Annotated in this window: 23 protein-coding genes; 8 read left to right on the forward strand and 15 right to left on the reverse strand. The window is 45.7% G+C overall.

The annotated features are described in order from the left end of the window. Positions 1-124 precede the first annotated feature (124 nt). Together GLV81_RS16190 and GLV81_RS16195 are read left to right on the forward strand one after the other, a co-directional pair. Complete coding sequence (locus GLV81_RS16190; RefSeq protein WP_197429121.1) at positions 125-550, forward strand: hypothetical protein; 426 nt, start codon at positions 125-127, stop codon at positions 548-550. A 264-nt stretch (positions 551-814) separates the two neighbouring features. Then, on the forward strand, positions 815-1,609 hold the full coding sequence (locus tag GLV81_RS16195; RefSeq protein WP_157479791.1) for a TIGR00266 family protein: 795 nt from the start codon (positions 815-817) through the stop codon (positions 1,607-1,609). A gap of 158 nt (positions 1,610-1,767) precedes the next feature. Here GLV81_RS16195 and GLV81_RS16200 read toward each other — a convergent pair whose 3' ends face one another. Further along, positions 1,768-2,199: a hypothetical protein gene (locus tag GLV81_RS16200; protein ID WP_157479792.1), complete on the reverse strand. Its 432-nt coding sequence runs from the start codon at positions 2,197-2,199 to the stop codon at positions 1,768-1,770. 69 nt (positions 2,200-2,268) lie between these two features. After that, positions 2,269-3,741 carry a PQQ-binding-like beta-propeller repeat protein gene (locus GLV81_RS16205; RefSeq protein ID WP_197428590.1) on the reverse strand — a complete coding sequence of 491 codons (1,473 nt, stop codon included), beginning with the start codon at positions 3,739-3,741 and terminating at the stop codon, positions 2,269-2,271. Positions 3,742-4,039: 298 nt separating this feature from the next. Between GLV81_RS16205 and GLV81_RS16210 the strand changes: the two genes are divergently transcribed. The 5 genes from GLV81_RS16210 (at position 4,040) to GLV81_RS16225 (ending at position 6,830) form a co-directional block, all read left to right on the forward strand. Further along, positions 4,040-4,372 carry an ArsR/SmtB family transcription factor gene (locus GLV81_RS16210; RefSeq protein ID WP_157479794.1) on the forward strand — a complete coding sequence of 111 codons (333 nt, stop codon included), beginning with the start codon at positions 4,040-4,042 and terminating at the stop codon, positions 4,370-4,372. Between the two features lie 36 nt (positions 4,373-4,408). Further along, entirely contained in the window at positions 4,409-4,531 is a 123-nt protein-coding gene (locus GLV81_RS21405) for a hypothetical protein (protein ID WP_281350717.1), read from the forward strand. Further along, positions 4,485-5,255: an arsenite methyltransferase gene (locus GLV81_RS16215; protein ID WP_246186083.1), complete on the forward strand. Its 771-nt coding sequence runs from the start codon at positions 4,485-4,487 to the stop codon at positions 5,253-5,255. The genes GLV81_RS21405 and GLV81_RS16215 overlap by 47 nt, the downstream gene beginning before the upstream one ends. 21 nt (positions 5,256-5,276) lie before the next feature. Beyond that, positions 5,277-6,332 carry an ACR3 family arsenite efflux transporter gene (gene arsB, locus GLV81_RS16220; RefSeq protein ID WP_157479795.1) on the forward strand — a complete coding sequence of 352 codons (1,056 nt, stop codon included), beginning with the start codon at positions 5,277-5,279 and terminating at the stop codon, positions 6,330-6,332. 96 nt (positions 6,333-6,428) lie between these two features. Next, on the forward strand, positions 6,429-6,830 hold the full coding sequence (locus GLV81_RS16225; RefSeq protein ID WP_157479796.1) for an arsenate reductase ArsC: 402 nt from the start codon (positions 6,429-6,431) through the stop codon (positions 6,828-6,830). Between the two features lie 277 nt (positions 6,831-7,107). Here the strand turns inward: GLV81_RS16225 and GLV81_RS16230 are convergent, their stop codons facing one another. The 11 genes from GLV81_RS16230 to GLV81_RS21410 all read right to left on the reverse strand — a co-directional run bounded on the left by GLV81_RS16230 (position 7,108) and on the right by GLV81_RS21410 (position 21,577). Next, the gene (locus GLV81_RS16230; protein ID WP_157479797.1) at positions 7,108-7,335 is read right to left on the reverse strand and encodes a hypothetical protein; all 228 of its coding nucleotides are present in this window, start codon (positions 7,333-7,335) and stop codon (positions 7,108-7,110) included. A 118-nt stretch (positions 7,336-7,453) separates the two neighbouring features. Continuing rightward, positions 7,454-8,260 carry a hypothetical protein gene (locus GLV81_RS16235; protein WP_157479798.1) on the reverse strand — a complete coding sequence of 269 codons (807 nt, stop codon included), beginning with the start codon at positions 8,258-8,260 and terminating at the stop codon, positions 7,454-7,456. A gap of 345 nt (positions 8,261-8,605) precedes the next feature. Further along, entirely contained in the window at positions 8,606-11,374 is a 2,769-nt protein-coding gene (locus GLV81_RS16240; RefSeq protein ID WP_197428605.1) for an outer membrane beta-barrel protein, read from the reverse strand. 147 nt (positions 11,375-11,521) lie between these two features. Further along, positions 11,522-12,046 (reverse strand): hypothetical protein, encoded by a 525-nt coding sequence (locus GLV81_RS16245; protein WP_157479800.1) that lies wholly within the window; start codon positions 12,044-12,046, stop codon positions 11,522-11,524. Further along, positions 12,046-15,798 carry a DEAD/DEAH box helicase gene (locus tag GLV81_RS16250; protein ID WP_157479801.1) on the reverse strand — a complete coding sequence of 1,251 codons (3,753 nt, stop codon included), beginning with the start codon at positions 15,796-15,798 and terminating at the stop codon, positions 12,046-12,048. Before GLV81_RS16250 ends, GLV81_RS16245 begins: the two co-directional genes overlap by 1 nt. A 230-nt stretch (positions 15,799-16,028) precedes the next feature. Then, positions 16,029-16,193: a hypothetical protein gene (locus GLV81_RS20735; RefSeq protein ID WP_246186084.1), complete on the reverse strand. Its 165-nt coding sequence runs from the start codon at positions 16,191-16,193 to the stop codon at positions 16,029-16,031. A 2-nt stretch (positions 16,194-16,195) separates the two neighbouring features. Next, positions 16,196-17,407 carry an HlyD family secretion protein gene (locus GLV81_RS16255; RefSeq protein ID WP_246186085.1) on the reverse strand — a complete coding sequence of 404 codons (1,212 nt, stop codon included), beginning with the start codon at positions 17,405-17,407 and terminating at the stop codon, positions 16,196-16,198. 99 nt (positions 17,408-17,506) lie between these two features. Continuing rightward, positions 17,507-18,883, reverse strand: coding sequence for a TolC family protein (locus GLV81_RS16260; RefSeq protein WP_157479802.1), 1,377 nt, complete (start codon positions 18,881-18,883; stop codon positions 17,507-17,509). Positions 18,884-19,045: 162 nt separating this feature from the next. Beyond that, entirely contained in the window at positions 19,046-20,293 is a 1,248-nt protein-coding gene (gene bamG / locus GLV81_RS16265) for a BamG family beta-barrel-assembly machinery protein (protein ID WP_157479803.1), read from the reverse strand. Next, positions 20,271-21,074, reverse strand: coding sequence for a DUF4270 family protein (locus GLV81_RS16270; protein ID WP_197428610.1), 804 nt, complete (start codon positions 21,072-21,074; stop codon positions 20,271-20,273). The genes bamG and GLV81_RS16270 overlap by 23 nt, the downstream gene beginning before the upstream one ends. Beyond that, complete coding sequence (locus GLV81_RS21410; protein WP_197428614.1) at positions 21,065-21,577, reverse strand: DUF4270 family protein; 513 nt, start codon at positions 21,575-21,577, stop codon at positions 21,065-21,067. The genes GLV81_RS16270 and GLV81_RS21410 overlap by 10 nt, the downstream gene beginning before the upstream one ends. Positions 21,578-21,800: 223 nt before the next feature. On the opposite strand from GLV81_RS21410, the gene GLV81_RS16280 reads away from it, so the two are divergent. Next, positions 21,801-22,811, forward strand: a complete 1,011-nt coding sequence (locus GLV81_RS16280) for a Kelch repeat-containing protein (protein ID WP_157479806.1) — start codon at positions 21,801-21,803, stop codon at positions 22,809-22,811. 182 nt (positions 22,812-22,993) lie between these two features. Here the strand turns inward: GLV81_RS16280 and GLV81_RS16285 are convergent, their stop codons facing one another. Continuing rightward, positions 22,994-23,674, reverse strand: a complete 681-nt coding sequence (locus GLV81_RS16285; protein ID WP_157479807.1) for a LytR/AlgR family response regulator transcription factor — start codon at positions 23,672-23,674, stop codon at positions 22,994-22,996. 76 nt (positions 23,675-23,750) lie between these two features. Next, positions 23,751-24,836 (reverse strand): sensor histidine kinase, encoded by a 1,086-nt coding sequence (locus tag GLV81_RS21610; RefSeq protein ID WP_157479808.1) that lies wholly within the window; start codon positions 24,834-24,836, stop codon positions 23,751-23,753. Positions 24,837-24,924: the final 88 nt, after the last annotated feature.

Below are 24,924 nucleotides of genomic sequence, written 5' to 3' on the forward strand. Positions count from 1 at the left end.
GGTGTCGAAAGTTTTTATTCACCTGTAAATTCACAGCATTAAAATCTTATAAGATGGCCACCTCTAAAAAATCAGTTGCAAAAAGAAAGCTGCTCCGGCAAAAAAAGCCGCTGCTAAAAAAGCAGTGAAGAAAGCCGCTCCGGCAAAAAAAGTAGCCAAGAAAGCTGCTAAAAAAGCTGCCCCTAAAAAAGCTGCTGCCAAAAAAGTAGCCCCTAAAAAGGTTGCGAAAAAAGCGGCGCCTAAAAAAGCTGCTGCTAAAAAATCTGTAGCGAAGAAAGCTGCCAAAAAAGTAGCCCCTAAAAAAGCCGCCAAGAAAGTAGCACCCAAAAAAGCTGCTGCTCCTAAGAAGGCTGCCAAAAAAGCTGCTCCGGCAAAAAAAGCTGCTGCTAAACCTGTAGCCAAGAAGGCTGCCAAAAAAGTAGCACCTAAGAAGGCCGCTGGCAAAAAGAAAGCTGCTAAAAAAGTAGCTGCTCCGGCTCCTGCACCAGCACCTGCTCCAGTAGTAGAAACGCCAGCAGCACCAGCACCAGAAGCTCCTGCAGCATCTTAATGCAACTGGCCACTTACTTGCACATGTGCTTACATGTGTGAATGCCTGCTGAGGTTTCAGCAGGCATTTTTGTTGGGGTGATGTTTCTGTTCGGGGGTACTAAGGTTTTGAAAATGTAGCGATGATGTGTGGCCGTGATGCAGCAGAACGCTGTCCATTTACCATTGGTCACACCAAATGTTTCGTTTACAAAAAAAGGAACAGCACAGATAGCGGCCTATACCTCTTTGTGGGTATTTTTCCTGCTTAAAACTACCATACGTTATGCCTACAGCACACGAAATAGACTACCGCATTTACGGAGAAGAAATGCAGTATGTAGATGTAGAATTAGACCCGGGTGAAACCGCCATTGCCGAAGCAGGTGCCTTTATGATGATGGACGACGGCATACAAATGCAAACCATTTTTGGCGATGGCAGCCAGCAGCAAGGCGGCGGGCTCCTCAATAAATTGTTTAGTGCCGGCAAGCGTTTGCTCACCGGCGAAAGTTTGTTCATGACGGCATTTACCAATGTGGGTCATGGTAAAAGAAGGGTAGCTTTTGCGTCTCCTTATCCCGGCAAAATCATTCCGCTCGATCTGGCAGAACTGGGCCACTATGTGGTTTGTCAGAAAGATGCTTTTCTATGCGCAGCCCGTGGCGTAAGTGTAGGCATCGAGTTTCAGCGCAGATTGGGCACTGGCTTGTTTGGCGGCGAAGGGTTTATTATGCAAAAGCTGGAAGGCGACGGCATGGCATTTGTGCATGCAGGTGGCCATGTGTTTGAACGCAACTTACAGGCCGGCGAAATGCTGCGCATCGATACTGGCTGTTTGGTGGCGTACACCCATACCATTCAATACGACATTCAATTTGTGGGCGGCATTCGCAATACCATTTTTGGTGGCGAAGGCGTGTTTTTTGCTACCCTGCGTGGCCCCGGCAAAGTGTGGATTCAAACACTGCCCGTAAGTCGTTTGGCCAGTCGTATTTTATCGTATGGCTATGGCCAGCGCAAAGAAGAAGGCAGTATACTGGGCGGCCTGGGCAACCTGCTCGATGGCGATGGCCGTTAATCATACTTTCTATTTTAATACAAAAGCGTGTTGCAGGTTTAGCAACACGCTTTTGTATTTATGCGACTTTCGAACGAGATGTTTTCAGCATGCCACTGCAAAAAAAGCCCCGGTTGGTAGACACCAGCCAGGGCAATTGTGTGCGAAAAGTGAGCGGTTTAGAAAAACACTGCGGTAAAATTCCGGTCGCTGGTTTTCCAGAAAACGACACGGCCAATATCATCGAAGAAGTATTCCGGCTTCTTGTCTTTGAGTACAACGGAGCCTTCCTTCTGTCCGTTTTCTTTACTGTAGATTTCAATGCCTACACCGGTATCAGCGCCATCATCTGTTTTGGTAAGAATACTCTGCATACTGGCTGTAGCACGGGTGGCTTTAAAACGTTTGTTCATGGCTTGAAAAGATGCCACGGCTATGGCTCCCCAGTTGTTGGCATCCTGCTCATACGAGTCGGCGGCCGATTGGTTGCTCATGTATTGACCCTTGGCTGTAGCACCGCCGGCAGAAGCCACACCCGCCTGATAACTGTTGGCCGCCATCATGGCTACACTGGTCACAGCTACTACACCCAATGCAATTTTACCAACCAAACTTACACCCGGCGCAGCACGGTATACTTTCCAGCCCTGCTTGCCATCAAAACCATAGTGGGCAATGTTTTAGCTACTCGTAAGCACCAATCCATTGGCCGTGAATTGCAGGCCCGAAGGGTTTTCTTTGCCGTCCAAAGCAATACTGCCAATTTTAGTAGGCGTACTGGTGTTTACATCAAACCGGTGCAGGTCGCCATCTACAGCAATGTATGCTTCGTTATCATCTTTAAAACCATGCACCACGTAGTCTTTTACCTTCATGCTTTTGCCCCACGCATCGGCACCGGTTTCTAAATTCAAGATGTTGATTTCTTCATCGGTGATGTACAGCAGACCTTTGCTCACCAGTTTAATATCGCGGATATTACCACTCACTTTCATGGGGCGTTTCATGGCTGATACACCATTCACCAAATCAATAATGTCAATCTTATTGGTACCCTTGTCGCTAGCGGTGGCTATCACCATTTTGTTGCCGGTATTGTCGTAGCTGTAACCAATTACATTACCCGCTACATCTATTTCATCTTTCAGCAATTGCTTACCACTGGCGTAGTCAAACATGTACATTTTGGCTTTGTTGCCACCACCCAAAGCTTTGCCCATGAGGCCGCCTTGCTTGCCATAGTTTTCGCCCCGCTGATTGGTGGTGACAATAATGCCGCGGTCATCTAAAATGTAGTTATTCAGCGGACTGTTAAGCTCCTGACGCTGCCACACTTCTTTACCGGTAGCCCAATCGAAACAAGTAAAATAATCATTGTTGAAGAAGTACACTTTGCTAGCATCTTTCACCTGAAAAAACTTAGATGAAACAGCCACCGCCATTTGTGCATTCATCTTGTTCATCGACTTGCCAAAACCTGCAAAAGGAATTTTGCTGCTGGCAGGAGCTGCCACAACTGGAGCATCTGTTTTAATTTCTGAACGCCATTTTTCTTCACCTGTATTGGCATCCAAACAATAAATAGCTTTGGTGGTGCTAATCAGCATCAGGTCTTTGTTGATGGCATACACATCGCTACAAATCACTTCGGTGGCTTTGTCAAACACCTTTTCTGCTTCAAATCTTTTTTGTCCTGAAACGGCATCTACCAACATGAGCACAGGACGACCTTTTTTGTTCATACCGCTAAACAACACAGCGCCGAGTTTGGCATTGGCAAAACGCTTGTTTACCGTGGTCATACCAAGGTCTTTTGTTTTACAAACTACCTGTCCGGTTACCGTATTAATAATGGCATGCTCCACCATCATGCCCCGGTCTACAATAGCTGCCAATGGGCTATTGGGTATGGCACTCAGCGCATCTTCCGATATACGGCGAAACTCTTCGAGCTTCCAGATTTCTTTACCAGTTTCCGGGTCTACGCCATACAAGGCATCGTTAGTGCCCACAATAAAAATGCCTGCATCGCTAAGACTGTAAAAATTGATGCTGCCGCCAAAGTCTTTCGACCAGGTTTTCTTTTGTGCATGCAGCGCTTGCACAGAGCATAGCAGCAACACAACCAGCCATATCTTATTGAAGAATTTCATGGTAAAATAATTTTGGGTCAAATGTTTCAGATTTGAGATTCCATGCCTATACCCTGCAGCGGGTATTTTCAGCATCCATCCAAAATGGTTCTCGTCTCCGGTCGAGGATGCTTTGGTTGACAGATTCTATCTGAACTGTATTCGTGGGATTACGATTGCAGTCGTTATACCAAATCATCCCCGACAGAAGCCGGCGACGAAAAAAATTTGGCCGACAAAATACATTCATCGTACTTTTACGATGAATTAGCGGAGCCTCCGCTTTTATTTTGACATTATTCATCGTACAAATACGATTATGGCAATAGCAAAAACAGCAGCTTTTAGTAAAAAAGAACAGGAAATAGCCGCCTTCGCCAAGGCCATAGCCCACCCGGCAAGAGTGGCTATTTTAAAAGTATTGGCAGGCAAAACAGAATGTGTATGTGGCCAGATAGTGGATGTATTGCCACTGGCACAAAGCACCGTAAGCCAACACCTGAAAGAACTGAAAGCTGCCGGCCTGATTAACGGCACCGTGGAAGGGCCAAGGAGTTGCTACTGCATCAACTGGAAAGCTTTTGAACAATTCCGGAAAGAATTCAACAGCCTGTTTGATACACTGCAGGTAAAAAACAATAGCTGTTGCTGATGCCGGATGAAATACTCATACTTAAAATTTTATAAGATGACACAAGAAGAAACACTCAAAGCCATTGTAAAAGAAAAATACTCGCAAATAGCGCTGCAAGACAAAGACTACAATGCGGCCAGCTTGCTGCGGAGCTACCGGCTGCTGTGGCGGCGATGAAGTGTACAACATCATGAGTGATGACTACACACAACTGGAAGGTTACAATGCTGATGCAGATCTGGGATTGGGCTGCGGCATACCCACAGCATTTGCACAAATGAAAGAAGGTGACACCGTGATTGACTTGGGCAGCGGTGCTGGCAACGATGCCTTTGTAGCCCGCAAAATTGTTGGCCCCACCGGCAAAGTGATTGGTATTGACTTTAGCGAAGCCATGCTGGAAAAAGCCCGTACCAATGCCGATAAAGTAGGCTTTAATAACGTAGAGTTTCGGTTGGGCGATATTGAGCAAATGCCCGTAGCTGCCAACCGTGCCGATGTGGTGCTGAGCAACTGTGTGCTCAACCTTGTACCCAATAAGCCAGCAGTCTTTGCAGAAATATTGCGGGTACTCAAACCCGGCGGTCATTTCAGCATCAGCGACATTGTATTGCAGGGCGAACTGCCCGGCAAATGGAAAGAAGTAGCCGAACTGTATGCCGGATGCGTAAGCGGTGCCATTCAAAAAGAAGAGTACCTCCGCATTATTAAGCAAACGGGTTTTGCCAATATAACGGTACAAAAAGAAAAGACCATTGTGATACCCGACGAACTGCTGCAGGAATACCTCACAGCCGATGAAATGGAAACCTACAAGAATGGTAGTGTAAAAATTTTGAGTATCACTGTATATGCGGAAAAACCTGCCGCCTGCTGTACACCTGGTGCCGGATGTTGCTAATTGTTTCAGTAAGTAATTGATATGAAAAAACTGTCCTTTCTCGACCGTTACTTGACGGTGTGGATTTTTGCCGCCATGGCTATTGGTGTAGCTCTCGGTTATTGTATTCCGGAAACTGAAGCGTTTATCAATCAGTTTCAGTCGGGCTCTACCAATATCCCCATCGCCATTGGTTTAATACTGATGATGTATCCGCCACTGGCCAAAGTAAAGTATGCAGAACTGCCCAAAGTATTTCAGCACAAAAAAATACTGGGCTTATCGCTGGTGCAAAACTGGCTGGTAGGGCCGTTGCTGATGTTTATACTCGCTGTCATCTTTCTACAAGATGAACCGGAGTATATGACAGGTTTGATTCTTATCGGCATAGCCCGCTGTATTGCCATGGTAATTGTATGGAACGATTTGGCAAATGGCGACCGTTTGTATGCCGCAGGCTTGGTAGCATTCAACTCTATTTTTCAGGTTTTCTTTTACAGCTTCTATGCATGGATTTTTATTACCAAACTGCCGCCGCTGCTGGGCCTGAAAGGATATGAAGTGGACATCAGCATTGGCGAGGTGGCGCAGAGTGTGTTCATCTATTTGGGCATCCCTTTTTTGGCAGGCATGCTGAGCCGCTGGCTGCTGAGCAAATGGAAAGGAACTGCCTGGTATGAACAACGTTTTTTGCCCGCAATAAGCCCCATGACATTGGTTGCATTGCTCTTTACCATTGTAGTAATGTTTAGCCTGAAAGGACAGCTGATTGTAGAAATACCCGGCGATGTACTGCGCATTGCCCTGCCGCTGACTGTGTACTTTATGATTATGTTTTTCTCGGCATTTTACCTGAGCAAAAAAGCAGGTACAGATTATGCCAAAGCCACATCCCTGGCGTTTACTGCTGCGGGCAACAATTTTGAGTTAGGCATTGCGGTAGCCATAGCGGTGTTCGGCATCAATAGTGGCGCGGCTTTTGCCGCAGTGGTAGGCCCGCTGATTGAAGTACCGGTACTGATACTGATGGTGCGGTTTGCACTTAAACAAGAACACAAATTTGTACAAGCTTCTCCTACCGCTGGAAAAGCTCAATAATCTTTCAACTGTTGAACGCCTGCCTGTTGGCAGACAGGGTGCTATCGCCACTGCAGCTTCATAGCAGCACTCGGCTGGGCCCATAAAAAGGAAAATATGTCATCAAAAATCAAATTGCTTTTTGTGTGCGTTGAAAACGCCAACCGTAGCCAAATGAGTCAGGCATTTGCCCGTATACATGGGGGTGATAAAGTGGAAGCCTACAGCGCCGGCAGCAAACCCAGAGGTGTGGTTAACCCGAAAGCCATTGCTGCGATGAAAGAACTGGGCTACGACCTGACAACACATGACAGCAAGAGCCTGCAGGAAGTGGAAGCTTTTGCACCATTTGATGCAGTGGTAACCATGGGCTGTGGCGATGCCTGCCCATGGATGCCTGCCAAACAATTTATCGATTGGCAAATACCTGATCCCAAACACATGGAGCCTGCACAGTTTAATGAAGTGCGGGATTACATTAGTGGAAAGGTGAAGGCATTGATTGATTCTATGGTTTGATGTTTTTTGTTGTTGGTTTGGCGTTCGGTTTGTGTAGATGATTTAACTGAATAGTCCTCGTCTCGTGACGAGGATTCCATGGTTCACAGATTCTATCTGAAATATATCTGCGTACCATGCGACAAGAGTCGGAGCACCAGTGCATCCCCGACAGAAGTCGGGGACGAGAGAGTTTTGCAAGCTGCCGTTTTGCAGAAACCCGAATTGCCTTCTCAGTAATTCCCACCCATCGGTTGGCTTCATATCAAGCGCAAGACGAAGGTTATCAATGATGATATTATCCGGCTTGGTATATTGGCGAAAAAATGGAATCATTTCCCGGTGTTGCACCTTGGGCATTGGTAATATATTTTGGTGCCATCCAGTTGAAATTGTTAATCATAGAGGGATTCTGCATATTAACGGCAGAATCAGGCCGGGTAAAAATGCCGTTTACTAAACATTGTGCTTGAAGTAAATTATGAAACAAAGTGGAGAGCAATACCACATGGTAAATTTTTTTCATTGTTGAAATTGTATTGTGTGAAAAATCCGGTACGTATAATAAGGGCAAAAGCATCCGCCGACTTCTTTGTGAGAAGAACGAAAAAGATGTACTAAAATGGAAAAGGGATAAGCAGGAATTACCTAATTCGGACTCCTTTAAATGTTTTCGAAACCGGTTCTGTTGCCCATTCAAACCAACTATCCGGAGTTCTGTCTTTTATCAGCGGCCAATTTTTATAGTGCACTATCAATGTATCTCTATTTACTAAAAAGCCCCTCGCCTCGAGCTTGCCACACATCCATGCAGTTGGCTCTTTAGATACAAAACCATTAAACCCTTGCGCTGCTTCAACTCCAAAATTATACTGAGTTGACCCTTCACTTGGATTTATGTAACCATTGCAGCCCTTTGGTAGATTTTTCAAATACAAGAAATAAGGACTTCGTTGAAGGATAACGGTAAATGTATCAGCGGGGTTATCGATATTGTAACCTTGAAATTTTCCAATAGCTGAAGCCAAAGTTACTGGTACAATTGTGAGATATTTGGTTACAGTTTGAACTGATGGAGTTGCAGGAAAACAATTTCCTCCCTTTGCATTGTACCCTGTAAATTTTACAGGTATCCGGTTTTCAAGCACATTAAAGTAAAGGCTGACACTATTTTTTTTGAAAACATTTTGACTGTTACCAATTTCCCATTTTACGGAGTCGTATTGCCCTACTGCCTTAAAGGTGATAAACCGATTAATAATAGCAGAATCAAAAACTTGAAAGGATGTATCTCCCACCTCTTCCAGCATCACAAAATCTGCTTTAAAAGCGGTAATATCAGCACAAGGATCGGGTACTGCGGGTATGGGGTCTTTGCTACATTTGGAAGAAAGCAGCATGCCCATTACAACAATAGCCAAGGCAAAACGTGTGATGTATTTCAGTGTCATGCGTGAATGTTTAGAAAGTGTAACCGTTAATGCTTATGCAATGTAGGCACAATTACCCTCCTTTTCTACTAAAGCCCGTATAATTGAAAATAATCAAAAATGGGGGGGGGTATTTTTAAAATGATTCAGCATTTTTGATACTAAGCCTATCAGTTTCACCCAATTCTTCAACAAAAGGTGCATACACCATAGTTGTTGAATGATTGCAATTGTACTGTATTTGTGTTTTGCGACGGTAGTAGCAGCACCAAAGCATCCCCCGACAGGAGTCGGTACGAGATAAAGAAATGGGGTTCAGCATCATGCATGCTGAACCCCAAACTATAAACTAAAAACAGGAAATTTCTATCTCGGCATGCCCATCATCATCATGCGTGGTGTGTTGCCGCCTTGTGCAGCGCCAAACTTGCTGAGGTTGAACGTAAAGCTGAGCATGAAGTAACGCTTCAGCACGGTGTAGCGGGTATCTTCTACATAGTTGCCACTTGTAACACGGCTGAGGCCGGTGTTTTGGTTGAGCAAATCGTAGGCACGTAAGCGAATTTCGCCCCGCTTGTTTTTCAATACCGACTTAGCAATGTAGGCATTCCACAAGGTGAAATTTTGGTTGAAGCCATCGGCACGGCCAGTGTTGGCAGTGAACATCACATCGCTTCCCAAGGTGAAATTCTTAGGCAGGTACCAGTTGGTTTCAAAAGTGGAACTGTAGGTAAAAAAGTTGGTGTTTTGTGCTTCTTGCAACGAATAACGGGCACGGGTCCAGGCTACGTTTCCACCGAGGCTTACATCAAACAATTCTTTGAAATTGTAGTTGGCGCTTACACCTTGAGACAGGTTGATATTGGTGATTTCGTTTTCTGCTTTGTTCAGCAAATTCACGTTGCGGCTGTAGCCGGCGCCGGTGTTCAGGTTAATGTTGGCACGGGTTTCGCCGAGTGGCAAAGGCAAACCAACACTCATGTTCACGTTGGCATTGAAAATACCATTCAAGTTTTCATAAGTGGTGTAGCGACCACCAAACTGGCCAATGCTATCGCTGTTCACAATGCCGTTGAGCGTTTGACGTACGTTGGCAAAAATGAAGAAGCTCTTCATGGTGTATGGGTCGAAGCTGGAGTAGTTGGCCCTGAAGTTGTTGGTGAAGGCCTGCTTCAAATTGGGGTTACCCTTGGTGATGTTCAGCGGATCGCTGATGTCTTCGATAGGCTGCAATTGTGTAACAGATGGGTTTTGCGTAGCACCATTGTAATACAACCGGAAGTTGCGATAACGGTTCTTACCTATTTGCAGTTGTGCAGCAGGCAAAATATTGAAGAAGCTTTGAGAAATCGGATCTGTTTTACCCTGAATTAAACTACTCAAAGTAGCTTGCTGCGCTTTGGCACCAATGCTGTAGTTCCAACCAGTGCGGTTTTCTTTAAATGTAAGGCCACCACCTGCGTAGGTGTATTCATTATCGAAGAAGTTGGTGAGGCGACTGTTTACTTTATCATACGCCTGTGTGCCAGCGTTGTAGTCAAGTGTCTTACGATCGTTGGTACTTTCATTGGCTCTGTAAAACGCATTCAGCTCAATAATAGAACGACGGCTCATAGGCTCGGTGTAACTCAAATCGATACCATAGTTGCTGGCGATTGTTTTGGTAGTATTGATCTGGCGAATAGTATCTCTCGACACGGTCAATCCTTTGTAACGGTTGTTGATGGTAAACTGGCTACCATCGGCATCACTTTCGTTGCGGCCAAAGTTGAGTTGTGCACTAAAGGTGCGGCCTGCACGATCGAACCGGTGGCGCCACAATGCAGTACCATTCATGTTATAACCGCTGCTGTTGTTTTTGCTGAGGCTTTCACCATCGCTCAGCAGGTTGCCGCTGGAGCCAACAGTATTGTAGGTTTTACGGGTTTCACTTTCTGTATTTTGGAAAGTAACTGCAGGACGAACGATGATGGAATTGCTACTATCCATTTTCCAATCGATCGACATATTGAGGCGATGATTGTTGTTGTTGCGACCAGTGAAGCCAGGCTCTTTGTAATTCTGTGTGGTATCGCCCACATAGCTCAGGCGCTGCAGGTCGTAGTTGTTTTCCAGCTGTGTGCCATTGAAAAAATAACTGGTATTGAGGTCGAGCTTGCTGCTCTTAAAGTTGTTGTAGTTAAGGCCAATGGCTTGTGTAGCCGTAATACCCTGGGCATTGCCTCCGCCAAAGTTGGCGCCACCACGACCGCCACCACCGCTAAAGCTCAATGCATCCATTACACTAAAGCCTTGCTGGTTTACATTGTTGGCTTGGCCTATCAAAGAAATCTGTTCGCCTTTCTTAAAACTGTTGAGGTTGGTATTGGCCTGATAGCGATTGTCGGTGCCATAGCCGGCAGCTATTTTACCAAACACACCCTGGCGTTTATCATTCTTGAGTGTAAGGTTGATGGTGGGTTCTGCATTGCCATCATCAAAACCAGTGAACTCACTTTTGTCGCTTTTCTTTTCGTACACCTGCACTTTGTTTACCATATCGGCCTGCAGGTTTTTGGTCGCCAGCTTCGGATCGTCTGCAAAAAACTGTTTGCCATCCACCAATATTCTTTTCACTTCTTGTCCGTTGGCCTTAATGGTACCATCGGCTGCTACTTCTACACCGGGCAGTTTTTTCAGCAGGTCTTCAACCACGGCATTGGGTTTGTTTACCTTAAAAGATGCCGCATTAAACTCTACGGTATCACCTTTAATAGATACGGGAGCAGCCACTACCACAACGCCATCCAGCGTAGCATTGCTGGTCATGGCAATCGCCGGAAACTCATACACGGTTTGCTCGTTGCTGATGCTGAATTGCTTTTGCACTTTTTCAAAACCTGTGTAAGTAACCAACAGCAGGTATTTGCCCACAGCCAAACGGCCGATTTCAAAGGAACCATTTTCCTTACTGCGGCCGAAAGACACCAATGTACTGTCTTTAGCATCCAAAATATTGATGGTAGCGCTGGGCAAAAACTTTTTGGTAGCAGTATCTATCACATTGCCTTTTACGGTGCCAATTTTGGCTTGGCCAAAAGCAGCGGCAGCAAAACTGAAAAACACAAAACTCAACAGAAAACGAAACGACCTCATGTGTGTAGCTATTTGTTGCATATGACGACAAAACTATATCTGCCAACCCACACACACCGTTAAGTGCCACAGAAGTATTGTTAATGAAGGTTAATGGCTACAGGAGCGGAGCCTGCAGCGGACAGAAGGTGACATCATTGGAGAGAATTATTTGTTGAACCTGGCTGAAGACCACGACTTCATCATACTCCGCAGCAATAGCTGACCGATACGAATCATCAACACGGTGAGCAAAGCACCACTCAAAAAGCCGCCACCCAAACCAATCAGCATTTTGTATTCACTGCTGAGTTGCCAGTTGAATGCATCATTCAGCAACCACAGCATCAACCAACCAACCGTAGCGGCGGCAGCAGGAATTAGCATCCACATCAATGCTTTTACACCTGCACTAAAAGACCGCTTCTGAAATCCATACAACGTGGCAACAGACACCACACCTGCGGCTGCCAACGCCAGAAAAACCATGGCGGCTGCCAGTAAGAGAATAACCAATACGGTAAATGCCGCCAAGAACACCAGTGAAAAAGATATCAATATCACTCCCAGACCGATGGCATGCATGGGGCCTTCTTCAGCAACTGTTGTAGCCAATTGCGTACTGTCTGCCTGTGCCAACAACAAGTTGGTGCATAGCAGAAAAAAGCTCAACAGTAAATGATGTCTTTTCATTAGCTAAAGAGGTATTCAATATCATCCCTTGTCAGCTTCTTCACAAAGCCGGCGTCATCTGCAATGAGCTCCTTGGCCAGCATGCGTTTCTTTTCCTGCAGTTGGATGATCTTGTCTTCCACCGTGTCTTTACAAATCATACGGTAGGCAAAAATGTTGCGGGTTTGACCAATCCGGTGCGTACGGTCAATGGCTTGCTGTTCAACCGCAGGGTTCCACCAAGGATCTACGATGTACACGTAATCGGCGGCAGTCAGGTTCAAACCCACGCCACCCGCTTTGAGTGAAATAAGGAAAACCCGACACTCCGGATTATTCTGGAAATTATCAATCGCTTTTTGTCTGTCAGTCACAGAAGTACTGCCATCAAAGTATTCATACTTCACACCCTGTTCATCCAGCTTTTGGCGAATCAAACCCAGCATACCCAAAAACTGTGAGAAGACCAAAGCCTTGTGATCACTGATATTTTCCGTGATTTCACGGGACAACTCCTCCAGCTTGATGCTATGGTTGGGATAACGTTCGTCTTCGTTCAGAATAGCCGGGCTGTCACAAATCTGACGTAGTTTCATGAGGCCCTGCAAAATGGTAAGCTGGCTTCGTTCCATTCCCTGCTTGTCGATTACGCCCAATACTTTATCTCTAAAGTCGTTTCTGTAGGCATCGTAAATATTGCGTTGTGCTTCGCCCATTTCGCAATACAACACGGTTTCTGTTTTCTCCGGCAAATCTTTGGCCACCTGCTCTTTGGTACGGCGCAGGATGAATGGAAAAATGAGTTTGCGTAAATGTTCTTTTTGCTCCTGCTCACCAAACTTATCAATGGGTGTAGCAAATTCATTGCGAAAGAAATCGCTGCTGCCCAGCAAGCCGGGATTGAGGAAATTCATTTGCGCATAAATGTCGAACGTATTGTTTTGCAGCGGTGTACCACTCATGCAAATACGATGCTTGCTTTGTAGCAAACAAGCAGCACGGGCTACTTTGCTATTCGGATTTTTAATGGCCTGGCTTTCATCCAGAATCACAAAATCGAAAGCAATTTCTTTCATCAAAATCAAATCGCTACGCAAGGTGCCATAGGTGGTAATGATGATGTGGTGAGGTTCCAAATCTTTCAGCTCACGTGAACGCTGCCCGCCATGATGAATGAAATATTCCATCTTCGGCGTAAACTTCTTGATTTCATTTTCCCAGTTGTAGAGCAATGTGGTTGGGCAAACCACCAGTGCTTTTAAACCACCGGTTTTGTTTTCATAATGCTCCAGCATCGTAAGGGCCTGAATGGTTTTACCCAAACCCATATCATCTGCCAAAATGCCGCCACACTCTGCATCTTTCAAAAAATTGAGCCACTGAAAACCCGACACCTGGTAAGGTCGCAACACGGGTTGCAAATGCTTGGGTGGCGCCACTTTTTTGATGCGTTTGAAATCCCGCAGCCGGTCAAATTTTTCTTCCAGTTCTACCAGCAACTCCATTTCATCGCGTTGCTCATACAACTCATCTATTACACCAAACTGATAGCGGCTGAGGCGCAACTGGCTGCCATGGCTTTCGCCCACTTTAAACAGCAGCGAATATTTCTTCAACCATTCTTCGGGTAAAATACCCAATGAACCATCGCCCAGATGCACAAAACTTTGCTTGGCTGCCAGTGCTTTTTTAATATCCGATATGCGAACGTGCTGATCGCCAAACTGTACATCCACCTTGGCATCAAACCAATCCACCCCACTACTAATGCGTATTTGTGTAGTGGGTCTTGCAGCATTAAAACGGAAATTGCGCAGCGTATCAAAGCCCTGCACCGGCACTTCCATTTCCTGCATCGATTCCATGAACAGGAAGAACCAGTTGTTGCGCAGCACATCGGTGCCCTTCAGCACCAGTTGCCTGCTTCTTTCTGGTCGTATAAAATTGGTATGCAGGTTGCTCAGCTTTTGAAAAAACTGATGCTCTTTTTCCAGCATGCGATGAATGACCGTAATGCGGCCATTGTGCAAGGAAGTAAGAGTAGCTTGTTCATTTTGCGGCGCTACCACACTTCCATATCTGAACTGAGGTACAAAGGCCAGAAACTCACCTTTCTCTTGCAGCTGTACGCTAATACCGGGCTCTTGGTCCCGCAGCTGTGCCGTAATCGATTTATCGAAAATGACTTCGTATTCGCCGGTAATGGGCAGCAACTTTTGTTCAGCAAATTGTGGCCAGTCTTCTTTGCTGATGAGCTGTGGCTGTGCAAAGTGCATGGCCACTTGTATGTCTTCTGCTTTTTGCCAACAATACAAAGTGCCTTGCCGCAGCATAATGAGCATAGATGCCCATTCGTTATCTTCCAAAGGCCACTGTTCGCCACTGGCTTTGGCTATGCAGGTTACTTCAAATGATTCGCCTTCAGCAGTTACTGTAATTACCGGCCGTATCAGGTCTTCGCTCATGTGAGCCGGTTGCAATTGACCGGTTACAAATTTTTTTCCTTCGCCCAATACAAAGCAGGGATTTGCCTGATTGTCGGCCCAAATGCGGGCCAGTTTGGGATGCAAATATTCATGAATGAGTACCCGGGTTTCATCGGGCAAATCATCGCCATTGGTTTGTACAATGTTGTCCCAAATACCGCTAAACGGTGAGTTGCGGTTGAGGTATTTATTTACTTCACTGTCGCTGAGTTTGCGCAGTTGCTGCAGCAGTTGTTTGTCTTCTTCGCCAAACACTTCTGTATCTACAAATTTGCCGAGGTCGATGCGTTCTACTTTGCCGGCAAAATTGCCTTCATCATTCAAAGTACCCTGCACCGCATCCACTACAAAAAACGGATAGTTCTGGCCTTCGGGGCGAAACACCAATCCAAGAGATTTCAAATCTCGCTGCACGGCGGGCAAGGCTGCAGGTGTTTCGCTAGCCTTAGCTATGGCCGGCTCTGCCACTGGCTTGGGCACTGCTGTATTGGGCATATTCACCCGTTTGATGGAGGCATCCAACACCCGCAAAAAAGGCTTGCCGTCTTTGTAAGTAAATTCAAACTTGCCGGTCAAATCATCATCCAACGTGTAGCCATACAAGCCGAGCAGTTTTTCTTTATCCCGGTCGTAGTTGCGAATGCTGTCGAAGTAATGGGCACCATATGCATTGAGCAGCTGCAAAAACAACGCAGTTTTGTGCTTGCAGAGCAAATGTTCTTCATCGTGGCAGGTACAACTGGTATCAAAAAAACGTTCGTCATTTTTACGAATCACCAGTTTGTAAGTCTGTCCTTCAAACAGTAATTCGGCATCTACTTTTTCGTTGGCAGCACTGGTAATGGTGGCAGAGTGGGTACGCAATATTTCTTCTGCGACTTCATAGTTTTCATTGCCGGCCAGCATGCGTATCATCTTTAAATCGATATGTCGGATTTTGACCAATGTATGTGCCTGCTTGTACCGAACTACCTGTCCCCCGAGCAATCCTTGCTCACTCATCTCCTGTAGCTGAATGAGTGCTGCAGCTTTGTGCCGGCACACTTCTGTAAGGTTGTACGGGCAGGTACAGCGCAGGGCTATCGACTTTGGCTGATTGTAGTGATCAATTTTTACTTTGTACCATGTGTTGTACATATCGTCTTTCACCCGAAAAGAAACCGATTCTAAAATAGGATTGTGCTCCAGCAAATCCATGTGGCCAGAAGCATGTATCCGCTTGCCCCGCTTGATGACCTCTTCGCTGGCATTGTTGTAAATATGCTTGATAAAAAACGGAAGCGACATATATGCATGTCCGGTTTGCTATGCCGGAATCTCAGTTTTATTTGTGTTGCTGCCTTCAATTTCTACTGCATTTTGGCAAAAGGCATTAGAAAAGGGCAATTGGCAAAAGTAACGGAAAAAAGCAGGCACCAGCAAATGCTGTTTAAAGGTCCCTTTTATCCCAAAATGCATCAACCCCACAGCATAGCCGCGGGGTTGATGAAAAATTCAGAAAAGGTAAATGTCAATGGTTATTCTTTCACTTCAAACAGTTTCGACTTGTCTACCACAATCACTTTCATGCCATCGTTGAGGGTACGGAAAATGACGTTGTACGGCTCACTTACCACCTGCTGACCTTTGGTTAATCCGCTGGTGATTTCGATGTAGCGGGTATCCTGAATACCTGTTTTCACTACTACTTTTTTACGGTGGTGGTGGCTTTGTCGTACACAAATACCACAATGTCTTTTTCATCTTCATCACCACTGACTGGTGCTGCGTCATCCATGCCAGCGCCTTCTTTTTTCTCTTCTTTTTTAGCCGAGGCTTTCTTATCAGATTTGTCACGGGTAGCAACCGCATTGATAGGAACGCTCAGCACATTGGCCCGCACTTTGGTTTGGATGTCGGCACTGGCCGTCATACCCGGGCGGAAGGGGAAACTGCGTGGCTTGGTTGGGTCAATCAAATCGGCGTAGCTTTCTGGCAGCAGGCGGATGTACACTTTGTAATTGGTGACTTCGTTGCTGCTGGCAGAGGCTGATGCAGTAACGGCACCGGTATTGCTGCTGGCAATTTGGTATACAACGCCCTTGAATTTACGATTGAGATAGGCATCTACTGAAATCAACGCACTATCGCCAATGTGTACTTTGGGAATGTCGTTTTCTGTTACATCTACCCGTATTTCCAAACGGCTCATATCAGCAATGCGCATCATTTCGGTACCGGCCATTTGTGCTGTACCTACCACACGTTCGCCTTTCTTCACGTTCAGCAAACTTACCACGCCATCCATGGGCGACACAATGGTAGTACGGCTTACGTCTTTGCTGGCACGTTGCAGGTTGGCCTGTGCACTGGCTACCTGTGCTTTGGCTGCGTCGATAGAACGCAGGGCCGCATTGTAACTGGCTTTGGCATTGTTGTAAGTATTTTCTGCAACTTCAAATTCCTGGCGGCTAATCACTTTGCCATCGAGCAGTTTTTTCTGGCGGTTGTATTGAGCCAGTGCCTGATCCATGGCGCTTTTCAAACCTTGCAATTGTGCTTCGGTGTTGGCTACCTGAAACTGGTTTTGATTTACCACGGCCGCAGCTTGCTGTTGCTGGATGTTGTAGATATCGGCATACACTCTTGCCAGCACCTGACCACGGCGTACACTATCGCCTTCGGCTACGGTGAGTTCGGTGATTTCACCACTCACGTCAGAGCTCATTTTTACTTCAATTTCAGGATAGATTTTGCCGCTGGCATTTACTGTTTCAATAATGGTACGGCTACTAATGTCTTCTACGGCCACCTTCACACCTTCTTTTTCACCAATCACGCCGGTTTTTTTGAGTACCACCAATGCAATGATGGCTACTACCAGACTTACGATAATCCAAAGCGTTTTCTTCTTCATGTTTGTTGCTTAAGCTGTGTTGCAAATAAGGATGAACCGCACTACAGGGTAATGCCTGTGCCGCGATAGAATTCTAAAATTTTGGTACGGAAAACAAATTCAAAACGGGCTGTGAGCTGATCGAATCAATGCCCGCTGCATGTTGTTTTGCAAAGTGATGAGTTCAAATACCGGCAGCAATCCTACTTCAAAGCGCTGCTGGCCAAGGCTATAACTGTAGGCCGATGTTTCATACGCTTTTTTGCGGCTGTTGTACGTGGCCAGTGCATTCACAGCATTTTGATACGCCGTAAAAATATCCTGCTTCAATGTAAGGCTGTCGGCTGTCATTTGCAGCTGAATATTTTCCTGATTGATGAGTGCCCGCTTGTAGCTGGTACGTGCCTGATGCCCGTTGAAAATAGGTACTTGCAGGCTCAGGCCTACCGACTGACGGAAGTTGTAATCCAACTGACGGAAGTAATTGGCATTGACATACTGCGTAGGAACGGAGACCGGCGTACTTACGAAATAAGGCTGGCCCTGTACTGTAACAAATGACTGTGTAGGCACAACTGTAGTAACGTTATTGCCTTTGGGCAAGCGAGACAAGGCACTTGAATAAGCACTTTGAATATTACCAAACGCACTGATGGTGGGATACAGACTTGCCTTAGCTACTGCTGCATTTTTTTCGGCAGCCTGCAGGCGCAATTTGTTGGCCATTTGCAATGGACGAACCAATACTGCCGAGGCATATACAACATCTGGTTGCAACTCCGTCAGCGAAAGCACCGGAATCACATCAATGTTGGGAGTAGAAATATCAAAGGGTGTGGCAGCATCCAGCATCAGCAATGCTTTTAACTGCAACAAATTGAGGCGGTAAGTACTTTCTGCGGTTACAATGGCGGCGCTGTCACGGGCCAGTTGCGCATCCAGTTCGGCAGCATTAAGCTCAGGCACCGAGCCGGCTTCTACCCGCTTACGGGTAATGATGAGTTGCTCCAGGGTTTGTGCTGCCTGTACCTGTGCGGTACGTTTTTGCTCACTGCTCAGCAGGGCCTGCAAGTAAGCGGCAGCCACATTGAGGGCAATATCGTCCTGCACTTTTTTGGTTTGTGCTTTGCTGGCCTCCAGTGTCAGGCGGTTGGCCTCAATGGTATTTTTCTGGCTAAACCAGTTGAACAATGTAACACCCGTTTGGATGTTCATGTTGCTGAACGTGATGTTGTTTTGGGTAAACTGGTTGGTGGTGGGGTCGATGCTGCGACCAAACTGCTCACCCAGCGATGTGCTGAAGTTGAGAGTGGGCCAGCGTCCATCGCGGCTTTGCTGGTACACCAGCTCGTTGAGCCGGGCCTGCACATCCGTTTGTTTTACTGAAATGTTGTTGGCAATGGCATACTCCACACAGCGGCGCAAATCCCATTTTTCCTGGGCAGCAGCTGTTTGAAAAACCATGATTCCCAAAAGCAGGTATCCAATTTTCTTCATAGCGCAAATGTAGCCCTGCCATGGGCTCAGCCTACTGATTTTGGATAAGTGGCCTGTGCACCCGTTCAACGCATGATAAAACGGATGGGAACGGGCCACCAATAGCTGCCTGCAGGCTCCCACATATTGTACACTGGCGCCTCAGTGTCAGTTCGGCACTCCTTAATCGTATTGCCGGCCTTTTACAAACAAGAGTGTTGCCAGCGAAATATTGACGTGCACATCCACAAACTTTTCTTTCACCAGCGTAGTGCCTACCTGCCCCCGCTGACCAGTGCGTACACTAAAGTTGTAATAACCGGTTCCGTTGCGGGACGGAAAACCCATACCTACCGTTGCTGAGTAAGTACGTATGGGCACCTTGTAAATTTCAAGATAGCCATCGTCAAACTGCAGCCCGGCACTCAGTGAGTATTTTTCTATTTTGCCGTAATAACTGTTCACCATTTTGGTATAGCGATAACCAAGGGCAAAGTTGCTGGCGTCTTTGGTTTTGAAATTGGTGCCGCGGTAATTGACCGATGACCATGGTTGCCTTATAGCATCCAGCGAAAAAGTAGAACCGCCTTTTTGCATGCTGATACCTGCAGCATATTGCATGGGGTATTGAAAAGATTGTGTACCTCCCTTTTCTTCTACCAACACCGTTTCGTTGGCATCTTTTATGTAATAATCGCTGATGCGATCTAACTGCAGCGCTGGTTGAAAAGTGCCGCCAACAGTCCATTGAGTTTTTCCAATCCGGCTCGTCCATTGCAAACCTGCCTTCCAAAAAAACTGGCTGTAAAAATCATTTTGTTCTACTGTCAGGTTGTATTGCTCTCCTGCCAATACCTGATTTTTTTTGTTAACCGAACCAAATATCATTCCCGTGTTTAGCCCAACAGAAAAATGCTTGCCCACCTGCCAGGCATTGCCCAAAAAGGCTTGATTGAGGCCACCGCTACCGGTGATATAATCTGTAATTTTTGATACCGAACCACCTACATTTCTTACACTCACACTTTTATAATCAACTTGCGACAACCGCTGCATGCTGATAACGCTTGTCCAGTTTTTAAACAGGTTGGCAGCAATGGCCGCCCGTTTAAAATTGATATCGCCACCACTCAAATTTTGTGTACTGGTAACGTACTGCTGCGAAGAGCCCTGCACCGACATTTCAAACAACAACCGATGCGCATTGATGGCACTGTAAGAAGCCGGATTGAGTGTATTGATGGTATGCGTACCCCGCAGGGCAATGCCGGCACCGCTCATAGATGTGTAGGCGTTATTGTCCCGCAAATCCATCAGGCCAAAACCATAGGCACTGTATAAAGAGTTGATGCCGGGCTGTGCAGCAGCCGTAAAACCTGCACAGCAAAAACACAGCAGCAATAATTGCTTAGTTGTTGTTGTAAGAAACATACGTGAGGATTAATCGTGAAGTATATTGAGTATTGCCTGGCATGCCCATGCTTAGCTGTTGCAAAGCATCGCCAGCTCCTCCTGCTTTTATCATCAGGCGCTTAGTGGTAAAGCTGTTGCTGAGTAATTCCTGTTTGATATAGGCAGTGATATCAAAACTGTACTGCGAGTTTTTTTCGTACAACACATCCAGCTGCAAACTGCCGGTTTGTGTGGCATCGTTGGCGTCTTTCAAAGGACCTTCCAAATAGCCATCGGTATGATAATAGTAGAGATTGAGCGTAGCAGGCAACGCATGTTGCACCAAATTGCTTTGGATAGGTTTCAACTGCAATGTGGCATTTATAATTTGCGCACCAGCCATATTTTTCAGCATTTCTTTCAATGCAGGAAATGAAAACCGGGTGTTCAGTTCTGTCATGGTTTGATGAAACAACTGCTGGCGTGGCGCTGTGGCAATTGTTTTTTTCTGCAAACCAGAAAGCACTGCTGTAGTGCGGTTGATGTGCATGGCATAATAGCCGTACACCGAAGCCGACAAAGGGAAACTGACCTCTTGTTTATCTGGCCGGCCTACATCGTTGTGATAATACAACCGAAGTACAATGGCAGAATCAGTTTTAGGAACTTCCAACATGAGGTTGCTATTGGCAGACAACGTACGAACGGCAAAACCTTTCAGCCAGCTTTGAAAGCTGCTGACATCGGTAGTGCTGATATTTTTTTTGCGCAGCATATCAAACAAACTTTCGCCAAAGGCTTGTGCTAACACTATCCGCACAGAGTCATTGTCTTTTCGATATGGCATGTACAAAAAGAACTGGTGCCCAAAGGCTGTGCATCTGTAGCAAAACGATGGTGTGCGTAAAAAACACTGTTGGTAGCCTGCATGTCTTCTGCAAGCCTGTACACAGCAAGTTGTATGGGCACACTGGTGTCGCCTGCATGCGACCGGTCGGGTTTGATGATGAGTGCAACCGAATCGAAAATACTGTTGTTGGTTAGCTCAGGCAGTTCAGCAGGAACGGTCATTCTGAACACAGGTTCGCACAATACATTTCCATACACGGTATCCTGCAGATAGCCCATTTTGAAATAGCTAAGGCCAGCAGATGTAGACAATGAATCGGGCACATACACATCGCCAATGGCGGTAAGCGAATCCAGCTCTACAATGTTGGTATTTCCAATCGGATCTATGCTGTTGATGTAATCGACTTCTTTGTTGCAGGCTGCCAGCAGTACCGCTAGCAGTATACCGCATGATTTGTTGACAATTGACACAGAATGAGTTTTGTACAAAAAAGCACTCAGCCATTGGGCAGCAATTGCTAAAAGCGATAAAGACTTGCTTTCATGCTGCATATATCCATTTCAAAAAATGAAGTACAGCATTTGTTGCAGCAATGCTAAATAGAACGAGTTGTCTCTTAAAACCTTGTGCTCATAGCAAATACAGCAGGTGTTGTAGCAGCGCCCAATACGTTTGTACAAATCATCAACCAATATGAAATTTGGAATTTGGAAATGGAGTTTACTGATACTGATAAGTGCAGCAGCTATGAGTGCTTGCACGAAAGACACAAGTGAAGATGATGAGCTGGTGGGCAACTGGAAAAAGATTTCTGACTTTGAAGGGGTTGCCCGTGGGGAAGCCATTAGCACCGTGCTCAACGACAAAGTGTATGCCGGCCTTGGCTTTGACGGCACCAACAGGCTTACCGATTTTTGGGTGTATGATGCCGACCTCGATTTCTGGAAACGGAAAGCCGATTTCCCCGGTACACCCCGTAACAGTGCGGTATCATTTGCAGCTAACAACAAAGTATACGTAGGCCTCGGTTACGATGGCGTAAACAGATTGAAAGATTTTTGGGAATACAATCCTGATACCGACAGTTGGAAACAGGTGGCAGATTTTGGCGGCTCTGCCAGATACGGTGCCCGTGCATTCGCCATTGCCGATAAAGGCTATGTAGTGGCCGGCTTTGATGGCAACAACCTGAAAGATTTCTGGATGTATGACCCAACCAGCAATACCTGGACGCAGCAAGTAAGCCCCGGTGGTAGTAAGCGGGTAGATCCTGTTGTTTTCGTAATAGATAACAAAGCCTATCTGGCTTGTGGCAGCAACAACGGCATCAATGTAGATGATTGCTGGATGTATGATCCATCAACTGGCAAATGGACAGAAAAAAGACGCATGGCCAACATCAGTGATGAAGAATATGACGATGATTACAACATCGTTCGATATCAGGCGGTGGCATTCGTTGTCAACAATAAAGCATACGTTACTACGGGCATCAATACCACATACCTCAATACTACATGGGAGTATGATGCCAGCACAGATGTGTGGACACAAAAAACAGCTTTTGAGGGTACTGCAAGAGAAGGCGCTATTGCATTTTCAGTAAAAGGAAAAGGCATTGTAGGATTGGGCAGGAGCACCACATTGCGCTTCGACGATATGCGTCAGTTTTTACCCACTGAGGAAGCCAATGAAGACGACTAAAATTTACTTACATAACAATATTGGTAGTAGTCACAAATTGCACGCCGGCCTTTTTCAAGGCTGGCTTCTTTATGCCATGAACATTGGGCAATCCTTTTAAAATCAACACAAAGCAAAGGACAAAAACAACAAAGCAGCAGACAAATCGCCTGCTGCTTTTAAAACTTACGCTAAAGGTTTAGCTACAATACATTCATTCGTTTGATGCTTTCAGACAGCTTATCCCGAAAGCCTTCGCTAATGGGCAGCTCCTGCCGCCCCATACTTACCAGCCCTTTTTGCAGCGCCGTAATTTTAGTAAGCGACACAATGTAAGACTTGTGAATGCGTACAAAATGAAAATGCCCCAAACGCTCTTCCAATACTTTCATGCTCATGCGGGTTACCACCGGCCTGGCAGATGATTCCAAAAATATTTTTACATAGTCCTTAAAGGCTTCAATGTAAAGTATGTCGTTGAGTTCAATGCGCACCAAATTGTAATCTACATGCACAAATAAAAACCGCGGATCGCTGTCGGCGCCATACATGCCGGCATCCATTACTGTGCGGTTTGCCAGCGTAGCATTTACTGGCTGTCCTGAACGGTTATACCACTCATATGCTTTAAAACAGCTTTGCAAAAAACGATCGAAAGCAACGGGCTTTAGCAGATAATCCAACACGTCCAAACCATAGGCTTCAACGGCATACGTATCGTAAGCAGTCAATAGAATGACGGGCGTTTTTCCTTTCAGGTTATTGGCCAGTGTAATACCACTGAGGCCGGGCATTTGCACATCCAGAAATACCAAATCAACCTTGTTGGATTGCAGGTATGCCATGGCTTCGTGCACATTGCGAAATGTTTGTGTAAGTCGCAAAAAGGTACTTGCCGGATATTGTCGGCCAGCAAATCCAGCGCCAGCTTTTCATCGTCTACGCCAATGCAGTTTAGAATCATAAAAGGTCAACTTTGAGGTGAATATGAAAATGAGTAGGGGAAGGAATTATCGTTAACGTATGTTGATGTTGATATAACAAATCGAGTCGGCGCTGCACATTGGCCAAACCAATGCCTGATGCGCCGATGGCTTTAATTTCATTGCTATCTCCAATGGTATTAACAACATTTAAATGCAAACAACCGTCAGCACAAAAAACATTTACAGTAACATGACTTGTATCATTGGATAACCGGCCATGTTTGCAGGCATTTTCTACAAACGGAATAAGTAACATAGGCTCTATTTGTGCATCAGCAGGAATATGGCCGACAGTAAATTGTATCTGCATATCATCAGCAAAACGCATGGTTTGCAAATCGAGATAATGCTGCAAATAATTAATCTCTTGCTGTAATGATACTTTGGCGGCATTGGTTTCATATAGCATGTACCGCATCATACCCGAAAGCTTGAGCAAGGCTGGCTCCAGATTGGCAGATTGAAACCTTGCCATGGACACCATACTGTTAAGCACGTTGAATAAAAAATGTGGACTGATTTGTGACCGCAAAAAACTCAGCTCAGTTTGCAGTCTTTCTTTTTCCTTTTCTCTTTCCAACTGCTGGCGTTGCAATCTATCAATCAGTAAGTGCCATGTTCCGCTTACCAAAAGCATAAAGCAACCACTGAAAAAAGCATAGAGCCAATAAAACGGCGGATGTATATCGGGCCCCGAAATACGAACTCTGGCAACATGATTGCCCATCATAAACAATATAACAAAAGAGAGCACTGCAATGACATACTTGACACTTGATGTTTTGCGCCAGAGCTGCTTTTTTAGCATGTACAAATGGCCGTAAAAAACACCCATCAACAATATGTTTTGTACAAATTCTGCCAGCAATATTTTTTCAAAAGGAATGGTTTGTAAGCGAGGCAGACTCGCTGCGAATTTTTGAAGTTCCGGAGGCAATGGCCTTGCTCTGTTTGAGAACTCCAGCATTTTGAAGTAGGGCACCGAGAACCACAATAACCAACCTAGTACATGAATACCGATTAGCTTTTGTTTGTTTTGGAACCACTCTACTTTGTGCATGGTTCCAAAGATTTGACAGCACAGCAGTACCTGTTGTTAGCGGTTTCAAAAGAAATAGCAGAATGTGGTTTTTTGCAATAGCCTTAAC

This window comes from Phnomibacter ginsenosidimutans (assembly GCF_009740285.1).
GTDB classification, from domain to species: Bacteria; Bacteroidota; Bacteroidia; order Chitinophagales; family Chitinophagaceae; genus Phnomibacter; species Phnomibacter ginsenosidimutans.

What these genes read in the sequence shown, in the direction of transcription:
- GLV81_RS16235 (WP_157479798.1), bottom strand. Translation starts at nt 8,260, where the DNA reads ATGACACTGAAATACATCACACGTTTTGCCTTGGCTATTGTTGTAATG.
- GLV81_RS16280 (WP_157479806.1), top strand. Translation starts at nt 21,801, where the DNA reads ATGAAATTTGGAATTTGGAAATGGAGTTTACTGATACTGATAAGTGCA.
- GLV81_RS16240 (WP_197428605.1), bottom strand. Translation starts at nt 11,374, where the DNA reads ATGAGGTCGTTTCGTTTTCTGTTGAGTTTTGTGTTTTTCAGTTTTGCT.
- GLV81_RS16225 (WP_157479796.1), top strand. Translation starts at nt 6,429, where the DNA reads ATGTCATCAAAAATCAAATTGCTTTTTGTGTGCGTTGAAAACGCCAAC.
- GLV81_RS16250 (WP_157479801.1), bottom strand. Translation starts at nt 15,798, where the DNA reads ATGTCGCTTCCGTTTTTTATCAAGCATATTTACAACAATGCCAGCGAA.
- GLV81_RS16255 (WP_246186085.1), bottom strand. Translation starts at nt 17,407, where the DNA reads ATGAAGAAGAAAACGCTTTGGATTATCGTAAGTCTGGTAGTAGCCATC.
- GLV81_RS21405 (WP_281350717.1), top strand. Translation starts at nt 4,409, where the DNA reads ATGACACAAGAAGAAACACTCAAAGCCATTGTAAAAGAAAAATACTCG.
- GLV81_RS16230 (WP_157479797.1), bottom strand. Translation starts at nt 7,335, where the DNA reads ATGAAAAAAATTTACCATGTGGTATTGCTCTCCACTTTGTTTCATAAT.
- bamG (WP_157479803.1), bottom strand. Translation starts at nt 20,293, where the DNA reads ATGTTTCTTACAACAACAACTAAGCAATTATTGCTGCTGTGTTTTTGC.
- GLV81_RS16205 (WP_197428590.1), bottom strand. Translation starts at nt 3,741, where the DNA reads ATGAAATTCTTCAATAAGATATGGCTGGTTGTGTTGCTGCTATGCTCT.
- GLV81_RS16195 (WP_157479791.1), top strand. Translation starts at nt 815, where the DNA reads ATGCCTACAGCACACGAAATAGACTACCGCATTTACGGAGAAGAAATG.
- GLV81_RS16260 (WP_157479802.1), bottom strand. Translation starts at nt 18,883, where the DNA reads ATGAAGAAAATTGGATACCTGCTTTTGGGAATCATGGTTTTTCAAACA.
- GLV81_RS16210 (WP_157479794.1), top strand. Translation starts at nt 4,040, where the DNA reads ATGGCAATAGCAAAAACAGCAGCTTTTAGTAAAAAAGAACAGGAAATA.
- GLV81_RS21610 (WP_157479808.1), bottom strand. Translation starts at nt 24,836, where the DNA reads ATGCACAAAGTAGAGTGGTTCCAAAACAAACAAAAGCTAATCGGTATT.
- arsB (WP_157479795.1), top strand. Translation starts at nt 5,277, where the DNA reads ATGAAAAAACTGTCCTTTCTCGACCGTTACTTGACGGTGTGGATTTTT.
- GLV81_RS16215 (WP_246186083.1), top strand. Translation starts at nt 4,485, where the DNA reads ATGCGGCCAGCTTGCTGCGGAGCTACCGGCTGCTGTGGCGGCGATGAA.
- GLV81_RS16245 (WP_157479800.1), bottom strand. Translation starts at nt 12,046, where the DNA reads ATGAAAAGACATCATTTACTGTTGAGCTTTTTTCTGCTATGCACCAAC.